This window comes from Lacibacter cauensis, assembly GCF_007830055.1.
Classification (GTDB): domain Bacteria; phylum Bacteroidota; class Bacteroidia; order Chitinophagales; family Chitinophagaceae; genus Lacibacter; species Lacibacter cauensis.
This window is the reverse complement of record NZ_VLLE01000003.1, coordinates 921532-938712: the sequence shown is the minus strand read 5'-3', so window position 1 is coordinate 938712 and position 17181 is coordinate 921532. Positions and strand designations below refer to the sequence as shown.

Below are 17181 nucleotides of genomic sequence, written 5' to 3'. Positions count from 1 at the left end.
GGCACATTTCATAGTTTCTATCGCATCGTAGAAATAAAAAAGGAGTCCCGCCGTGCAGGACTCCTGTGTCCGGTCACTAATCACCAATCACACAACTGAAACTGTTCTAATTAATTATTACCGGTACTTGCTGTTGTAGTGCTGCTGGCCGACACATCAGCCTTTGCTTCTACTTTTGTTTTCTTTACTTTTTCAACCGATGATTTTGTTTTTTGCTTTGCTTCTGCTGCATTTTGTTTTGCCGCATCGGCCTTTTGCTTAGCCGTATCTGTTTTTACTTTTACGTCAGCATCAGCATTTGTACTGCTGTTAATGCCACCATTTAAAGCGCCATTTTCAGAGCTGATTTCACCTTGCGTTGTGCTGTTGGTATTACTGCTGATGTTTAAACCTGGCTTTACATCTTTACGCAATTCTTTTGCTGTTGTACGTATACCTTTTGCTTCAGTAACTACTTCTTCTTTTACTTCTGCAGCCATACCATTTGCCTGTTCTTTTACATTCGTTTCTGCTTTTACTTTCGCATCAACTGCTGTTTCGTTTTTTACAGCAGCATTGTTGCTTTTTGCTGTAGCATTGGCTGCTGCATTTGTTTTCGCTGTAACACTCGCTGTTGTTTTTGTTGCAACATTAGCAGTTGTTTGCACAACTTTGCCGGTTGCGTTCACCACCCGTGTTGTAGCCTGTGTTGTTTTACTTACGACATCAGCAACTTTTGTTGTACTGACTGTTGCTTTTGTAACTGCACTTGCAGTACTGTTAAGATTTACATTCACCTGCGCCATTACTGCGTTTCCAATTACGAATGCAGCAAATGCAAGCATTCCTTTTTTCATACTGTTCTTCATACAGAGTTGTTTTTAGATGATTAAAATTTAAAAGCTTATTGCTTTTAACGGATTAATTGACGAGTGTTGTAATACGAGGTTTAAATCTGTTGATAAAAAAATAAACACTTCATTTTGGCATTTGCATAAAGCATGCCAATTGATTTTTCACAACGAACATCACAACAAAAGCTATTCAGTTTCAATCAATAAGAATTATATAATCACCGGAAGAACAGATCGAAAAGAGAAAAGAAGTTGCATGAAAAAAAATAAAAAAAAGAAAATGATCCTTTTTAAAATCCGGAGATCAAACCCTTTCGTAAATATCAGGTTTTACCTATAAAAAATGTTGCAGCGCCTCCTATTCCGGAAGAGGAGATATGTTTATTTACATAACATATGATTACGATCAGCTATCACTCTTACCATCGTTAGTACAGAACCCTACACCGGGGAGTATTTTCGTTGTTAAATCATCACGTATGAAAAAAATCATCAGCTCCGGTCTTGTAGCCAGCGTTGCATTACTGGCTTATGCTTACATATGTATTTTGATTATGCCAGTACTTTTACCCAAAGTAGCGGAAGAATATTATAACCCTTCGTTTGTAAACGATGAAAGCCGCAATATGCTGTACTATGTGCACCCGATTGTTTTGGCATTTGGCTTGGCCTGGTTCTGGAACAGATTTAAAAAATTATTAAAAGGGAACGCATTAGTGCAGGGAATTGAAATGGCGTTGATTTATGCAGCCATTGCAACACTTCCCTCATTACTGATATTATACAGTGCTATCAATGTTTCATTGTTAACAGTAGGTTCGTGGTTATTGTATGGATTTTTCCAGGCGTTGATTGCAGGTATTATTTTCTCCCGTATGCATGTTTAGTATTTTCTCTGTTTAAGGTTTATGAACAACAAAGCCCCTCCAAAAGAGGGGCTTTAACACAACTAATAAAACGCAAAGGGTCTAAAATTCACCTTACAACTATAAAACTAAACTCCTCTCCATACTGAAGCATGGAGCAAATCATTAATCCGGTTTTTTACCATCTAAAAATGTATTGATGGTATTGATCTGCGCCTGGTTATTTTCATCGCTCTGAACAGTATAATTGCTGTAGAAATTTTCTGCAGGCGAAATGGTATTATACAGTTCTAAATTACGGCGGAGGTATGCCGGCACAGTTTCAAACTCATTGTTCGGATCAGCAGCATGGATGTTAAATGAGAGGTTTCTCAACTTCTGTAAACGATCTGCCGCTTTTTTCCGTTGCTCTTCTGCCTCATCCGTTACCGGAGGCTCTTCCGAAAAAGCAAGATGAACATTTTGATCGGCCCGAGGCTCTTTCTCCGCCGTTGGTTGTTCTTTTTTCTCCACCAGCTGCATATCGAACGATTCTTCTTCGTCCTTAACAATATTCAACTGTACGGGAGCTGCAACCGGTTTTTCTTCGGCCTTTATTTCCGGAATGGATTCTTCTTCTTTTTCAACATAAATGATCGATGGCTTTTTCAAAAAGCTACCTGATGATGGCTGCTTTGTTTCAACAGCTGGCTGCTGCATAACAGGTTCGGCTGTAACAACTGGTGCAGGCTGTACCGGCTCTTCCATCTTTACCACAGGTTGTACTGTTTGTACAGGAGCTACAACCGGCTCCAGCACAAACTCGATCTTTTCTGTTTCAATAACAGGCGCAGGTTTTTCTTCAACTTTTGCTACAGGCATTTCAGTTGATAATACCGGCTGCAGATTGACCTGCTCTGCTACCGGAGCTGCAACATTTTCAACAGGAGCCGGAGCAGGCGCTGGAGCTGGCTTCGGCTCTTCCGTAAAAAGAGCGGGTTGTGTGTATGCTTTTTTCTCTGGCTCAGCCAAAGTCATCACGATCTTTTCAACCTTCGGTTTTACTTCTTCAACTACTGCAGGCTTTTTATCAAATGGATTCTTTGATTCAAAACCTGTTGCAATGAGTGTAATACCAATTTTATCGCCCAACGTGTTATCGTAACCTAAACCAAGAATTACATCGGTGTTTTCACCTGCTTGTGATAATAAATGGTTTTGAATGATCTCTACTTCATCCATCGTAAACTCGTGCTCATTCTCTGCACTATTGATGTTGATGAGTATCCATTTTGCACCACGGATATCATTATCATTCAGCAATGGTGAGTTGAGGGCTTCTTCAATAGCACGTTGTGCACGGTTATCGCCATTAGCACTTGCATTACCAAGGATGGCTACACCACCGTTTTTCATGACGGTACATACATCGGCAAAATCCACGTTAATCTGGCCGGTACTGTTAATTACATCGGTTATACATTTTGCTGCTGTTGCCAACACGTTATCGGCTTTTGAAAATGCTTCTTTCATTTTCAAATTACCAAACTGGTGACGCAGTTTATCGTTGCTGATCACCAGTAATGTATCAACATATTCTTTTAAACGGTTAATACCATCTTCTGCCTGCTGTATACGTTTCTTCCCTTCGTAGCTGAAAGGTGTGGTAACAATACCCACAGTAAGTATGCCCAGATCCTTACAGATTTTTGCAATGATGGGGGCACCACCTGTACCTGTACCACCACCCATACCGGCAGTGATAAACGCCATCTTGGTGTTTACCTCCAGCATCGCTTTTAATTCTTCTAAACTTTCTTCTGTTGCCTGCCTTCCAATTTCGGGATTGGCACCGGCACCAAGGCCCTGTGTTAAATGCGGACCTAACTGCACTTTGTTTGGCACCATGCTCGTAGCAATTGCCTGTGCATCTGTATTACAAATAATAAAATTTACGCCTTCAATAATTTGCGCATGCATGTGATTTACTGCATTGCTTCCGCCTCCACCAACACCAATTACTTTGATGATGGATGACTTTTCCTTTGGCAGATCAAAATGTATCATAACTTTCCGGGTTTGCTGGGTTAGTAAGTTTTTTCTCGAAGCCGGTAGCCGATAGATGTTAGTTGATAGCCCTATACTTCATACTAAAGACTATCGGCTGCGGACTGTATTTAAAGCTTGCGATCTTCTTCTTCGTTAAACAAATCGATCAATCCGTCTTTAATGCTGTCCATGAATCCTTTTAAGCTTTTACGTTTCTTAACACGAACAACATGTGTTTCGGTTTGCTCGTCGTATTCTTTTACAACTTCTGTAACAGGCTCATCTTTCACTTCAATACCCTTCAGTTTATTCTCTGTATTTTCAAATACATTGTATCCTTTCAGAATTAAACCGATACAGGTTGAATACATTGGTTTCGCCAGTTCATCAATATGCCCCGGAGCAAGATGCTCGTTCGGAAAACCGATACGTGCATTTAAACCCGTTACGTATTCTGTTAACTGAATTAAATGTTTCAGTTGCGAACCACCACCGGTTAATACAATACCACCGTTAAGCATACGGTTATCTAAACCAACCTGCTTTAAATGATAGGTAACAAAATCCATGATCTCACTCATGCGTGCCTGGATGATATGCGCCAGATTTTTTACACTGATCTCCTTCGGCTGCATACCACGAATACCCGGAATGGTGATGAATGCATTTGATTTTGCTTCATCGGCCAATGCACTGCCAAACTGCACTTTCATTTGCTCGGCTTGTGTACGCAATACACCCAATCCCATTTTAATATCGTTGGTAATGTTTTCACCACCGAATGGAATAACAGCAGTATGTTTCAAAATACCTTCATAGAATACTGCAAGATCCGTTGTACCACCACCAATATCCACAATGGCAACACCTGCTTCCAGATCGTGTTCGCACATTACAGCTGCTGCAGATGCCAACGGTTGTAACACGAGATCCTTCACCTTCAGGTTACTCTTCTCCACACTGCGATTAATATTGCGGATCGCATTTTTATCGCCGGTGATGATGTGGAAGTTTGCTCCAACTTTCACGCCACTATAGCCAATCGGGTTAGGAATATTCTGAAAGTTATCCACCGTAAACTCCTGCGGTATTACATCAATGATCTGATCGCCTGCAGGAATATAGGTTTTATATTGATCGCCGATGAGCTGATCAATTTCACGCTGCGAAATTTCTTCTTCGTTTTGCTGACGCACAATATCGCCACGTGTTTGTAATGATTTAATATGATGGCCTGCAATACCTACATACACTTCGTTAATTTCAAGGTTTGGATTGCTTGCATAGCAATTTTGTAAAGCCTGTTCAATGGCTTTAATGGTTTGATCGATGTTTAACACCATACCGTGTTGCACACCGCTGGAGTTAGCACGGCCAAAGCCGAGAATTTCTAATTTGCCGAATTCATTCTTACGTCCGGCAATGGCTGCAATCTTGGTTGTACCAATATCCAAACCCACAATGATGGGATTGTTATTGACAGCCTGTGCGTTCGTTGCTGTTCCGTTTGTGGAAGATTCCGTTGTCATAGTTGTATGTTGTTTTTTAGTTGTGTGAAACGTTTGTTTTTTATGGTTATCAACTGTTGTGCGTTTTTCATCTTCGTTGTGTCACTCACTTCATCGTTCATCTATACTTCTTCCCCCCCCTTTCATTACTCCTTAGTGCTACACTCTGTGGCCCCTCCAGGGAGGGGATTTACCCCCTCATCACTCATCTTTCTTCTTCATCACTGCTTTCGGTTGCTTTTTCACAGGTTGGCTTTTAGCTTCAATTAGTACGTTGTCTTCTTCGGTCTTTGGTTTTTGGACATTGGGCTTTTTTTCTTGTGCCTTGTCTCCATGCACCTTGCTGTTTGCAGAGGGGGTAGGGAGTTGGTTTTTCAAAGCATTGCGATTTTCGCTTTGTGGTTTCACAGTAGCGGACTTTAAAACGGGCTCTGTAGGTGTTGGTTCACTCTTATAGATCCCAGAGGTAAGCAAACTGTCTGGTTGTATATTGGTTGCTGCTGCACCATAGCTTGTATCAACAGCAGTATTCACCTGGTAATTATTCTGCTCAACTGTAAAACTTGCAAACAAGCTCGAACTATCTCTGCGTACAGCCACCAGTTGTTTATCGAAGCGTACATCCAAAGCGCTGTAGTAATTCCAGCCTGTTTTATTCATGATCTGCTTATAGAACAACAGCAAGCGGTTAAACTTGGGTTCCATTTTTTCTGCTGCACCAAACTGAATAATATGATTGCCAAGTTTCGGTACCAATTCAAATTCATAGTTATTGATATTTACCTGGTCTACCTGTGCCATCCAGAAATCGTTACGCAAAATGTAGCGTCCCATTTCTTTTACCTGCTGTTGCAGCACGCTATCTTTTTTACGTGCAGCAGTTGTTTCAGTTGGGAACGATGTGAATACCGGCACCCGTGCCACCTGATCGTTGGTAACAGGTAATTGCTCACCCATATCATCAATATAAAACGATTGACCATTGGTGCGGAATACCCTTGCTACCGGTTCACGTTCGGTAATGTCTACATGCAACACATCATTGTTATCAAAGAACAGTTCGGCGTTGCGGATCCAAAGATTGCGTTCCAGCAATTCTTCCAATTGTTGCAGATCGAATGTTTTAACCAGCTGACCTTTCATTAAATCAGGTCGTCCGCCGGAAATCGTTTTCAGAATTTGCTTTTTACTTACATACTCAATGCCATCAACACCTTTAATTTTTACCAATACATCTTTACACCTTTTCCCGTTTTGATTGCGGGCAGCAGCAACCAGCAACACAATGGTGCATGCACCAACTGTTGTCCACAGCATGGCCAGCATCAACTTTTTCCACGAAAACTTTTTACTGCTCATTGTATAATTATGCTTCGATCTTCTTTTTTAACTCCTGCAGCATAGCATCAATATCGCCTGCTCCTGCAGTTACAAATACAGTATTGCTGTCAACTTTCTCCTTTACACTGTTCAGCAACTCTTCTTTTGTCAACACCTGCTTCTTCTCCAGCTTCATCTTGTTTAAGATGAGTTCACTTGTTACAGCTTCAATCGGTAATTCACGTGCCGGGTAAATCGGCAACAGGATTACTTCATCTGCCATATCCAGACTTGCTGCAAAACCATCAGCTAAATCTCTTGTTCTTGTAAACAGGTGTGGTTGAAATACCAGCACCAGTTTCTTCTCTGCAAACAAACTTCTTGCACCGGTAATCAACGCTCTCAATTCTTCAGGATGATGGGCATAATCATCTACAAAAACTACTTCTCCTTCACCTGGTGCAATCACATATTCAAATCTTCTCTTCACTCCTTTAAAGGCTGCAACAGCTGCTTTTATCTTTTCATCATCGATTTGCAGTACATGTGCCACTGCAATTGCAGCCAATGCATTTTCAACGTTGTGCAAACCACCCACATTCAGCAATACATCTTTCAACAACCAATCACCAAACACCACATCAAATACATAGCTGCCGTTCTGTACTTTCAGGTTGGTTGCATGAACCGTTGCGTTCACATCGTTGAGATGATACGTGATGTGATTGTCTGCAACCAAATCGCTGTATCGTGTCAATCCATGTTTGCTGATAAGCCATCCACCGGGTTTAATTTTTCTTGTAAACTCAATGAATGCCTCTTCCATTGCTTCAGCTGTACCGTAGATATCTAAATGATCAGGATCCATTGCGGTGATCACTGCTACATCGGGACTCAGCTTATGAAAAGAACGATCATATTCATCGGCTTCTACCACACACACATTGTTATCACTTGCCCAAAAGTTGCGATTATAGTTAACCGCAATTCCACCAAGAAATGCATTGCAACCAAAACCACTATGGCGCAACAAATGTCCCGTCATGGTGCTGATGGTTGTTTTACCATGAGTACCTGCTACGCAGATGTTCAAAGAACTTTGTGTAATAATCTGCAATACATCACTCCGCTTTACCACACTGTACCCGTTCTGCAGATAATACTGATACTCTTTATGCTCCTTTGGAATAGCAGGCGTATAAACAACTAACTGCACATCCTTCGGAATCAAGTCTACTTCTTCGCTGTAATGAATCGCAATTCCTTCAGCTTCCAGTTGTGCTGTAAGCGGCGTTACTGTTTTATCGTACCCACTTACCCGCACTCCTTTTTCATTAAAGAACCTTGCCAGTGCACTCATGCCGATGCCACCGATGCCTACGAAGTACACTGCTTTTATATCGTTCAACTGAATCATTTCTTTATCAACTTCAATACTTCTGTTGCAATTACGGTGTCAGCATCTGCCACACCCAGCTTTGCAATCTGTTGTTTCAATTCGTTTTGTTTTACTTCATCTTTTGCCAAAGCAATAATGCTGCTTAGCAATTTTTCTTTTGCTTCACTATCCTTCACCATCAGTCCGGCATGCTTTTCTACCAAATGTTGTGCATTCACTGTCTGATGATCTTCTGCTGCATGTGGGTAAGGCACAAACAAAGCAGGCTTTGCAACCAAACAGATCTCAGCAATCGCCATGGCACCTGCTCTTGAAATCACCACATCAGCAGCGGCATACGCATGCTCCATCTCCTTAATAAAATCATTCACCCACACATTGGTTTTTCCGTTTGCGCTGGCTTTGCCTTGTGCTACATACGGTTTACCTGTTTGCCAAATGAGTTGCAGATCATTTTGTTGAAACTGATCAATGCCTGCATCAATGGCTTCGTTGATACTTTTGGCGCCAAGACTGCCACCAACCACCAGTACTGTTTTCTTATCAGTATTCAAACCAAAAAACTTCAACCCTTCTTCCCTGCTTACTGTTGCATGTGCAATAGCAGCACGAACAGGATTACCAGTGATCATCAGTTTATCGGCAGGAAAAAACTTTTCCATCTTATCACTTGCCACAAATACTTTCGTTGCCTTCTTTCCTAACAGGATATTACTCTTGCCCGCAAACGAATTGCTTTCGTGAATGAACGTTGCAATACCCTTGCTTTGTGCAAAACGCAACACCGGAAAACTGGAATAACCACCCACGCCGATGACTGCATCGGGTTTAAAACTGTTAATGATGGTACGCACCTGAAAAAAACTCTTTACCAACTTAAACGGTAAACCGATGTTTTTTATCAAAGAACTTCTGTTAAAACCTGCAATATCCAGTCCCTCTATTTTGTAACCGGCCTGCGGTACCTTTTCCATTTCCATTTTACCCTTCGCACCTACAAACAATATCTCGGCATCGGGTTGTTGTTTCTTAATAGCATTGGCAATTGCAATGGCGGGAAAAATATGTCCGCCTGTACCACCACCTGCCAAAATCACTTTTACACTCATGCCAGCTCCTCCTTTGCCGGTTCCAACGAACCTTCTGCATCTTCCACATTTCTTGCAACACTTAAAATAATTCCGATTGCCAGACAGGTAAACAAAAAGCTACTACCACCCATACTCACCAAGGGAAGTGTTACACCTGTTACTGGAAACAATCCCACATTCACCGCCATATTCGTCATTGCCTGAATAACCAACGTAAAGCTTAAGGCCAATGCCAGAAATGCACCGAACGCATACGGACATTTTCTGAACAACCGTATACTTCTGAATAAAAACACCATGTAGATAAACACAATGAACGAAGCACCAATCAATCCATACTCTTCAATAATAATGGCATAGATATAATCGGAATAAGGATGTGGTAAAAAGTTGCGTTGCTCACTGTTACCCGGACCCAAACCAAACATGCCACCTTTTGCCACAGCAATTTTCGCTTGCAATACCTGGTAAGGCGCTTCACTTTTTTCAGCATACATAAAATCCTGCACACGTTTGATCCACGTGGGAATACGACCTGCAGAAAGTACAGCCGGCAATTCTTTTGTCTTGCCTTCTGCTTTATCGTAATACGCACCGGCAATTGCAATAAGTATAATCACCGGCACTGCAACAGCTGCGCCAACCAATGCAATGTGTTTAAAACTTACACGACCAATGAACAGTAATAACATACTTGTTGCACCGGTAAGTAATGCTGTAGACAGGTTTGCAGGAGCAATCAATCCGCAAATGATCACAATCGGCATCATCAACGGAAGAAAGCCTTTCTTAAAATCTTTGATGACATCCTGTTTCTTCGATAACAATCTCGACAGGTACATGAACAAAGCAAGTTTTGCAATGTCGGATGTTTGCACGGTGAGATTAATGATGGGCAACTTGATCCATCGGCTGCCATCGTTAATTTTTGCACCAAAGAATAAGGTGTAAATGAGCAGCACAATGGAGATGTAGAACAACATCTTGGCTACCCGTGAATAAATCGTATAGTTTACACGATGGGCAAAATAAACAATGATGATGCCAAGTGTAATAAAGGCAATCTGTTTAAACAAATAAACAAACGTATTGCCCTTGTATAATTTATACGCCAATGAGTTAGTAGCACTGTACACCACCAATAAACTCACCAGCGACAATACAACCACGATTGCCCAGATTACTTTATCGCCACGGGTTTTATCCCGCAGCCCTGCCGGTGAAAATTTAGATGATATGTTTGCGATTTGACTCATTTCGTTTTCTTACTTCGTACGTCGTGCTTGTGCTTACAGATTTCTTACCGCTTGCTTAAACTGGTTTCCTCTGTCTTCGTAATTTTTAAACAGATCGAAACTTGCACAAGCCGGGCTCAGCAATACAGCATCTCCTTTTTCTGCAAAGTGATACGCAGCTTTCACTGCATCTTCTGCACTGGTTGTATTCACCATCAATGCTACTGTATCGCCAAATGCTTCATGAATTTTTCTGTTGTCCAAACCAAGGCAAACAATTGCTTTTACTTTTTCCTTCACCAGTTCTTTCAACACTTCGTAATCATTACCCTTATCCACACCACCTAAAATCAAAATAGTTGGGCGGCTCATGCTCTCCAAAGCATACCAAGTAGAATTGATATTTGTTGCCTTACTGTCGTTGATGTACTCAACGCCTTTTACCAGTGCCACCATTTCCATGCGATGCTCCAGGCTTTCGAATGTTGTAACGGCTTCCCTGATTTTCTCCTTGCGGATACCTAATGTAGCCGCTGCAATACCTGCTGCCATGGTGTTGTACTGGTTGTGTTTACCCTTAATCTTAAAATCATCGACACTCATCGTGAGCTTATCGTCGTTTACTGCAATCGTCATTGTTCCGTCTTTAATAAATGCGCCTTTTTGTGGTTCCTGTTTCATGGTGAATGGTAATGGGTTTGATTGGAGAGTAAGTTTTTTTAAATACTTTGCTGTTACCGGATCGTCCGGACAGTATATGAAAGAATCGTTTGCCGTTTGGTTTTTCGTGATCTTGAATTTTGCGTTGATATAATTTTCAAACTTGTAATCGTATCGGTCTAAATGATCTTCGGTGATGTTGGTGAGTACAGCAATATCTGCCCTGAACTCTTGAATATCATCGAGCTGAAAACTGCTTATTTCAGCGATGTACACTTCCTTCGGATCGAGTGCTACCTGTTTGGCAATACTGATGCCGATATTACCAACCAACGCACAATCCAAACCCGCATGTTTACAAATATGATAAGCTAAAGAGGTAGTGGTTGTTTTTCCGTTGCTGCCGGTAATAGCAACAATTTTGCTATCGCCTTTAAAACGATAAGCCAACTCTACTTCGCTGATAACAGGAATTCCCTGCTTGCGGATCTTCTTCATCATCTCACTCTTCTCCGGAATACCCGGGCTCTTCACAATTTCATCTGCACTTAAAATTCTTTCTTCGCTGTGCATGCTTTCCTCAAACTCAATTCCGTACTCTTTCAGCTCTTCTTTGTAAATGTTTTTAATTGGGCCGGCATCACTCACAAATACATCATACCCTTGCTTCTTTGCAAGAATAGCAGCGCCTGCTCCACTTTCGCCGCCTCCAAGTATGTAACATTTGTGTGCCATAATTCTGTTACAGGTTGCCTGTTACCAGTAACCGGTAACCTGTAACCGGAAACTGTTTGTTGATTTTGGTTTTTCGCCTTTCTTTATTTCAGTAAGAAATAAAAAGAAGGTTCTTCACAAGTATGGGTTAGTACTCGATCCTCTTGGTGGTTCACAGACATTGGACACTGTTGGTCTTACACAGGATTGGATGGGTAAGGATTGAAAACCAGGGGTGGTTTTTCAATAACCTCTTTATCGGATTTTGAGTGTAACAATCGCAAATGCTACGCACAGGATTGTTACAATCCAGAAGCGTGTTACGATCTTACTCTCATGAAATCCTTTTTTCTGATAGTGATGGTGCAAAGGGCTCATTAAAAAAATCCTTCTTCCTTCACCATATTTCTTTTTCGTATACTTGAAATAACTCACCTGCAGCGTTACACTCAGTGTTTCTACAAAAAACACGGCGCATAAAATGGGAATGAGTAATTCCTTACGTACTAAAAATGCTAACGATGCTATTACACCTCCGAGCATTAAACTTCCTGTATCGCCCATGAATACCTGTGCAGGATAAGAGTTGTACCAGAGGAATCCGATACAGGCTCCAATCATCGCTGCAATAAAAATGGATAACTCACCAATGCCCGGCACATATAAGATGTTGAGATAATCGGCTAAACGTACGTTACCACTTGCATAAGCAAAAATGCCGAGGCCAATACCGATAATGGCCGAAACACCTGTCGCCAAACCATCAATACCATCGGTTAAGTTGGAAGCATTCGATACTGCTGTAACAATAAAGATCACTGCCAATACATATATCAACCAGGTTATACCACGCATTGCCTTTGGTAACAGCTTTGCATAATTAAACTCATGACTTTTTACAAACGGAATAGTTGTAACCGGTTCGTTTGCTTTTACCATGATGCGTTCTTTTCCGTCAAGCTTCACAACAAACGTATCGGCTCCTGCAGGTATGTTTGTACCTGTAAACTCACGGTAAGCACTAACCGAATCATTAAACATTAAGGTGGTTGCGACAGCAATACCTAACACCACCTGACCTAATACTTTAAACCAACCTGCCAAACCATCTTTATCACCTTTCTTATACGCAATACCCTGTTCCTGTGCAATACGCTTGGCTCTTATCTTCAAGTAATCATCAATAAAACCAATCAACCCCATCCATACTGTTGCAAACAACATGAGCAAAATGTACACTTTGCTTACATCAGCAAGCAATAATGTAGGAACTACAATTGCAAGGATGATGATAAGACCACCCATTGTTGGTGTACCTTTCTTTTGCTGCTCACCAGCCAATCCTAAATCACGAACGGTTTCGCCTACCTGCTTTTTACGCAGATAGTTGATGAGCTTTTTACCAAACACAGTTGAAATGATCAGCGATAACAATACCGCCAGCATCACCCTGCTGGTGATAAACTGAAACAGATTGTCGCCCGGAAATTTGATCCCGATGCTGTTCAACCAATCAAATAAGTTTTTTAACATGTGTTTCGTTTTATCGTGAATCGTCAGTAGTGAGTCGTGAATACATACTCATCACTGATTACTCATCATTCATCGTTCTAATAATTCAAACATTTGTTCCAATACCTGCTTATCATCAAAAGGATACTTTATACCTTTGATCTCCTGGTACTTTTCATGTCCCTTGCCGGCAATCAGAATAATGTCTTCGTTTTTTGCCAGACTTACTGCTGTTTTAATGGCTTCCTTGCGATCGGCAATGGAAATAAATTTTCTTCTTGCTGCACTGCTCAATCCATATTCCATATCGGCCAGGATTTCCAACGGATCTTCACTCCGTGGATTATCGCTGGTGAAAATCACTTTATCGCTTAACTCACAAGCCACTTCACCCATTACCGGGCGCTTGGTTTTATCTCTGTCGCCACCACAACCAACAACTGCGATGATCTGTTCGTGTCCTCTTCTTAATTTCTTAATCGTCCCCAACACATTTTCCAACGCATCAGGCGTGTGTGCATAATCAATAATGCCAAGGATGAGATGGTTGCGTGAAATGATGTATTCAAATCTTCCTTCTGCACCGGTAATGCTGCTTAATACCTGCAGCACTTTGTGTTTGTCTTCGCCCATCGAAACAGCTGCACCATAAACAGCTAACAGATTATACGCATTAAACTCACCGATCAAACGAAAATGCACTTCATCATTATTCACCATCATCTGCAAACCGGTGAGGCTGTTTTCTAATATCTTTCCTTTGAAGTCGGCAAGATTTTTCAACCCGTAATACAACTTCCTTGCTTTTGTATTCTGCAACATCACTTCACCCCGCTTATCATCTTTGTTGCTGATTGCAAATGCATCTTTCCCTAATCCATCAAAAAAGCTCTTTTTTACTTTGATATACTCATCAAATGTTTTGTGATAGTCGAGGTGATCGTGTGTGATATTGCTGAATAACGCACCGGTAAAATGAATACCGGTAATACGATGCTGGTGAATGGCATGACTGCTGCACTCCATAAACACATAGGTGCAACCTGCATCATACATTTCTTTTAATAAACTGTTGAGGTTAATGACATCAGGTGTAGTATGTGTTGATGGATAAACCTTACCACCTACATGATACTGCACGGTAGAAATTAATCCGCAGCGGTAACCTAAACCGCTGAACAGTTTATATAATAATGTTGCAATGGTTGTTTTACCGTTTGTGCCGGTAACACCCACTACTTTCATTTGTGTTGTAACATTTCCGAAGAACTCGTTGGCCATATAACCGGCCGCTTCTGCACTGTTGGCTACCTGTACATAGGTAACAGCATCACTTAACTGCTCCGGCAACTGTTCGCAGATAATTGCTGCTGCACCTTGCTCTACTGCTTTTGCGATGTACGCATGTCCATCAACCGACACACCTTTTACGGCAATAAAACAAGTGCCTGCTTTCACATGGCGGGAGTCGATCTGCAGATCTTTCACTTCAACAGTTGTTGAACCGTGAACGCTGCGCAAATGCACTTTGTACAATATGTCTTTTAACTCCGCCATTAATTGAGATACAACATTATTTCCTGTCCTTTTGCTACCGGCGAACCTGCAGCTACAGACGTGTTTACAATTCTTCCCTTACCTGTTACCTGTACTTTCATACCGGCTGTTTCCAACACATACAGAGCATCTTTCAAACCCATACCTTTTACATCGGGCATTACTGCATTCGATGTTTGTACTGTTTGTGATTGCACTGTTTTATTTTTCAAATACGAACGACGCCAGTTACCAGCTAACTGATCGGCGTATGTAAAACCAAACTGTGAAGCAATCGTGTTTACTTCTTTCTTCATGCCTGCAAATGTGTACAGCATTGAATCCTGTACAGGTAGTTGCAAAGGCTGCTGCTTATCGATACTGTATTTATATAAGTGATCGGCAATTTCTCTAAACACCGGTGCTGCTACCGAACCACCATAGTAGTTTGCTGCATGTGGTTTGTTTTTTACAACTACAATAATGGAGTACTTCGGTGCATCAACCGGGAAATAACCTGCAAATGCAGATTGATATACACCATCACGGTATTTGAACTTGCCGTCATTCACTTTTGCTGTACCTGTTTTACCGGCTGCTTTGTACGGTGCTGTTTCAAACTGTTTGCGTGCAGTACCTTCTGTACAAACAGCAGCCAAACATTCCTGCAACTGCTTAATGGTTGCTTCACTGGCAATGGCTTCGTTTAAAACAATTGGTTTGTTTTTGCGAATAACTGTTCCGTAACTTTTTATTTCATTCAACAGGTAAGGCTTCATCATCTTACCGTTGTTGGCAACAGCATTGTACACCATCAACATTTGCAGAGGCGATACCATCAACTCATAACCAAAGCCCCACGATGCCAATGTTTGCGGATGCCATTGCTTTGGCTTTACCTTATTGGGGTTTCTGATGAGCGGACTGAATTCTTCATTTAATTCAATACCGGTTTTACCGGTAAGATGAAGTGCTGTAAAATGTTTGTAATACTCTTTCGGCTTACCAGTATAGTATTGATAAGCCAGTTTACTCATCGCCACATTCGAGCTTTGTGTAAAGGCCGTTTTAATGGTTGTTACTTCCGGACCATGGTGATCATCCACAATGGTTCTTCCGTTTAAATTCCAACGGCCGCCATGGATAGCAATATTATCATTGATGGTTACATGCTTATCTTCCAAAGCTGCAAGGAGTGTAACCAATTTAATGGTTGAACCGGGTTCTGATGTACGCAGTGCGTAGTTATCTGTTTCAAAGTAGGTGCCTTCGGGTGTACGACCCAAATTTGCAATGGCTTTAATTTTTCCTGTAGCTACTTCCATTACAATACAGGTTCCTTCCAATGCTTCGTTGGTGGTCATGGTACGCATCAATGCACGCTCAGTAATATCCTGGATATTTACATCAATGGTTGTGTACACATCATCCCCATTCTCCGGCTCTACTTCAAAACCTTCAACCGGCATTAATACACCGCCTGCTACATAGCGCACCAAACGTTTACCCGTTGTACCACGCAATACACTATCAAATGACCGCTCTAAACCTACGAGCTTCGAATTTTCACGATACAATCCAATGGTGCGGAAACCTAACTCACCAAACGGATTGAGACGCTTGGTTTTTACTTCGGCTATAAAACCACTTTTGTTACGTCCTAACCGAACCAACGGAAACGAACGCAACGCTTTGTATTCTTCAAATGAAACTTTTTTGTGCAACTGATAGTAGCGCTCTTTGTCTGCATATGCCTGCTTCAGTTCCTTTTTGTATTCAGCTGCCGTTTTATCGTTGAATAATCCCGCCAGTGAAATACTTAAGGAATCGATGTTCTCGTAAAAATTCTTTCCGTCTTTTGCACGCAAACCATCTGCACCAAAATCAATATAAATATCAAATTGCGGCAACGATGTACTGAGCATACTTCCATCTTCACTATAAATAGTGCCACGCTCTGCAGCGAGGTCGAGGATTTTTGTATGCAGACTATCGCCCATGCTTTTCCAGTAGCTACCTTCGAAACGCTGTGTGTAAAAAGCTTTCCCTAAAATGAGGAAGCCAAATACACCCAGGCCGAGAAAGCCGAGATACACACGCCACAATATGTCTTTTTTAACTTCCATTAATTGTCTTTCAGTTTGGTACTGTCGGTTAATTTGATGGGTTGCTGAATATTTTCTTTTAAACCAATTGCTTCGGTTGCTTTTGCTACTTCACTCAAACGATTCTGATACATTAATCGTCCGTTCAGTGTTTTGTATTCGTACTCCTGCTCCCGTAGCTCTTTGGTTGTTTTGTTAATGTTCCGGATGGTATTATCGGCATAATGGCCATTGGCGATGTAGATGATCGCCAGCACTGAGAGAAAGAGAAAGTATGGAACGTTGCGAACGATCCACTGGTAATTGAACCACTTTTTTACATCGATCTTCGGCTCTTTTACTGCCATTGGTTGTTTGTAATTTTCCCGTTTTCA

At 41.4% G+C, this 17181-nt stretch carries 13 protein-coding genes; 1 reads left to right on the top strand and 12 read right to left on the bottom strand.

Annotated elements, in window-relative coordinates; genetic code table 11:
- Window positions 1-110 precede the first annotated feature (110 nt).
- The gene (locus IQ13_RS09325; protein WP_144886074.1) at window positions 111-848 is read right to left on the bottom strand and encodes a hypothetical protein; all 738 of its coding nucleotides are present in this window, start codon (window positions 846-848) and stop codon (window positions 111-113) included.
- Between the two features lie 464 nt (window positions 849-1312).
- On the opposite strand from IQ13_RS09325, the gene IQ13_RS09320 reads away from it, so the two are divergent.
- Entirely contained in the window at window positions 1313-1720 is a 408-nt protein-coding gene (locus tag IQ13_RS09320) for a hypothetical protein (RefSeq protein ID WP_144886073.1), read from the top strand.
- Between the two features lie 144 nt (window positions 1721-1864).
- Here the strand turns inward: IQ13_RS09320 and ftsZ are convergent, their stop codons facing one another.
- The 11 genes from ftsZ to IQ13_RS09265 form a co-directional block, all read right to left on the bottom strand.
- On the bottom strand, window positions 1865-3745 hold the full coding sequence (ftsZ, locus tag IQ13_RS09315; RefSeq protein ID WP_144886072.1) for a cell division protein FtsZ: 1881 nt from the start codon (window positions 3743-3745) through the stop codon (window positions 1865-1867).
- A 110-nt stretch (window positions 3746-3855) separates the two neighbouring features.
- Window positions 3856-5256 carry a cell division protein FtsA gene (ftsA, locus tag IQ13_RS09310; protein ID WP_144886071.1) on the bottom strand — a complete coding sequence of 467 codons (1401 nt, stop codon included), beginning with the start codon at window positions 5254-5256 and terminating at the stop codon, window positions 3856-3858.
- A 180-nt stretch (window positions 5257-5436) separates the two neighbouring features.
- Window positions 5437-6594, bottom strand: coding sequence for a cell division protein FtsQ/DivIB (locus tag IQ13_RS09305; protein ID WP_144886070.1), 1158 nt, complete (start codon window positions 6592-6594; stop codon window positions 5437-5439).
- A 7-nt stretch (window positions 6595-6601) separates the two neighbouring features.
- The gene (murC, locus tag IQ13_RS09300; protein ID WP_144886069.1) at window positions 6602-7972 is read right to left on the bottom strand and encodes a UDP-N-acetylmuramate--L-alanine ligase; all 1371 of its coding nucleotides are present in this window, start codon (window positions 7970-7972) and stop codon (window positions 6602-6604) included.
- The gene (murG, locus tag IQ13_RS09295) at window positions 7969-9063 is read right to left on the bottom strand and encodes an undecaprenyldiphospho-muramoylpentapeptide beta-N-acetylglucosaminyltransferase (protein ID WP_144886068.1); all 1095 of its coding nucleotides are present in this window, start codon (window positions 9061-9063) and stop codon (window positions 7969-7971) included. The genes murC and murG overlap by 4 nt, the downstream gene beginning before the upstream one ends.
- Complete coding sequence (locus tag IQ13_RS09290) at window positions 9060-10301, bottom strand: FtsW/RodA/SpoVE family cell cycle protein (RefSeq protein ID WP_144886067.1); 1242 nt, start codon at window positions 10299-10301, stop codon at window positions 9060-9062. Before IQ13_RS09290 ends, murG begins: the two co-directional genes overlap by 4 nt.
- A 33-nt stretch (window positions 10302-10334) precedes the next feature.
- Entirely contained in the window at window positions 10335-11675 is a 1341-nt protein-coding gene (gene murD / locus IQ13_RS09285) for a UDP-N-acetylmuramoyl-L-alanine--D-glutamate ligase (RefSeq protein WP_144886066.1), read from the bottom strand.
- Window positions 11676-11909: 234 nt separating this feature from the next.
- Window positions 11910-13187 carry a phospho-N-acetylmuramoyl-pentapeptide-transferase gene (mraY, locus tag IQ13_RS09280; RefSeq protein ID WP_144886065.1) on the bottom strand — a complete coding sequence of 426 codons (1278 nt, stop codon included), beginning with the start codon at window positions 13185-13187 and terminating at the stop codon, window positions 11910-11912.
- Between the two features lie 69 nt (window positions 13188-13256).
- Entirely contained in the window at window positions 13257-14723 is a 1467-nt protein-coding gene (locus tag IQ13_RS09275) for a UDP-N-acetylmuramoyl-L-alanyl-D-glutamate--2,6-diaminopimelate ligase (RefSeq protein WP_144886064.1), read from the bottom strand.
- Window positions 14723-16828 (bottom strand): PASTA domain-containing penicillin-binding protein, encoded by a 2106-nt coding sequence (locus tag IQ13_RS09270; protein ID WP_144886063.1) that lies wholly within the window; start codon window positions 16826-16828, stop codon window positions 14723-14725. The genes IQ13_RS09275 and IQ13_RS09270 overlap by 1 nt, the downstream gene beginning before the upstream one ends.
- On the bottom strand, window positions 16828-17154 hold the full coding sequence (locus tag IQ13_RS09265) for an FtsL-like putative cell division protein (RefSeq protein WP_144886062.1): 327 nt from the start codon (window positions 17152-17154) through the stop codon (window positions 16828-16830). Before IQ13_RS09265 ends, IQ13_RS09270 begins: the two co-directional genes overlap by 1 nt.
- Window positions 17155-17181: the final 27 nt, after the last annotated feature.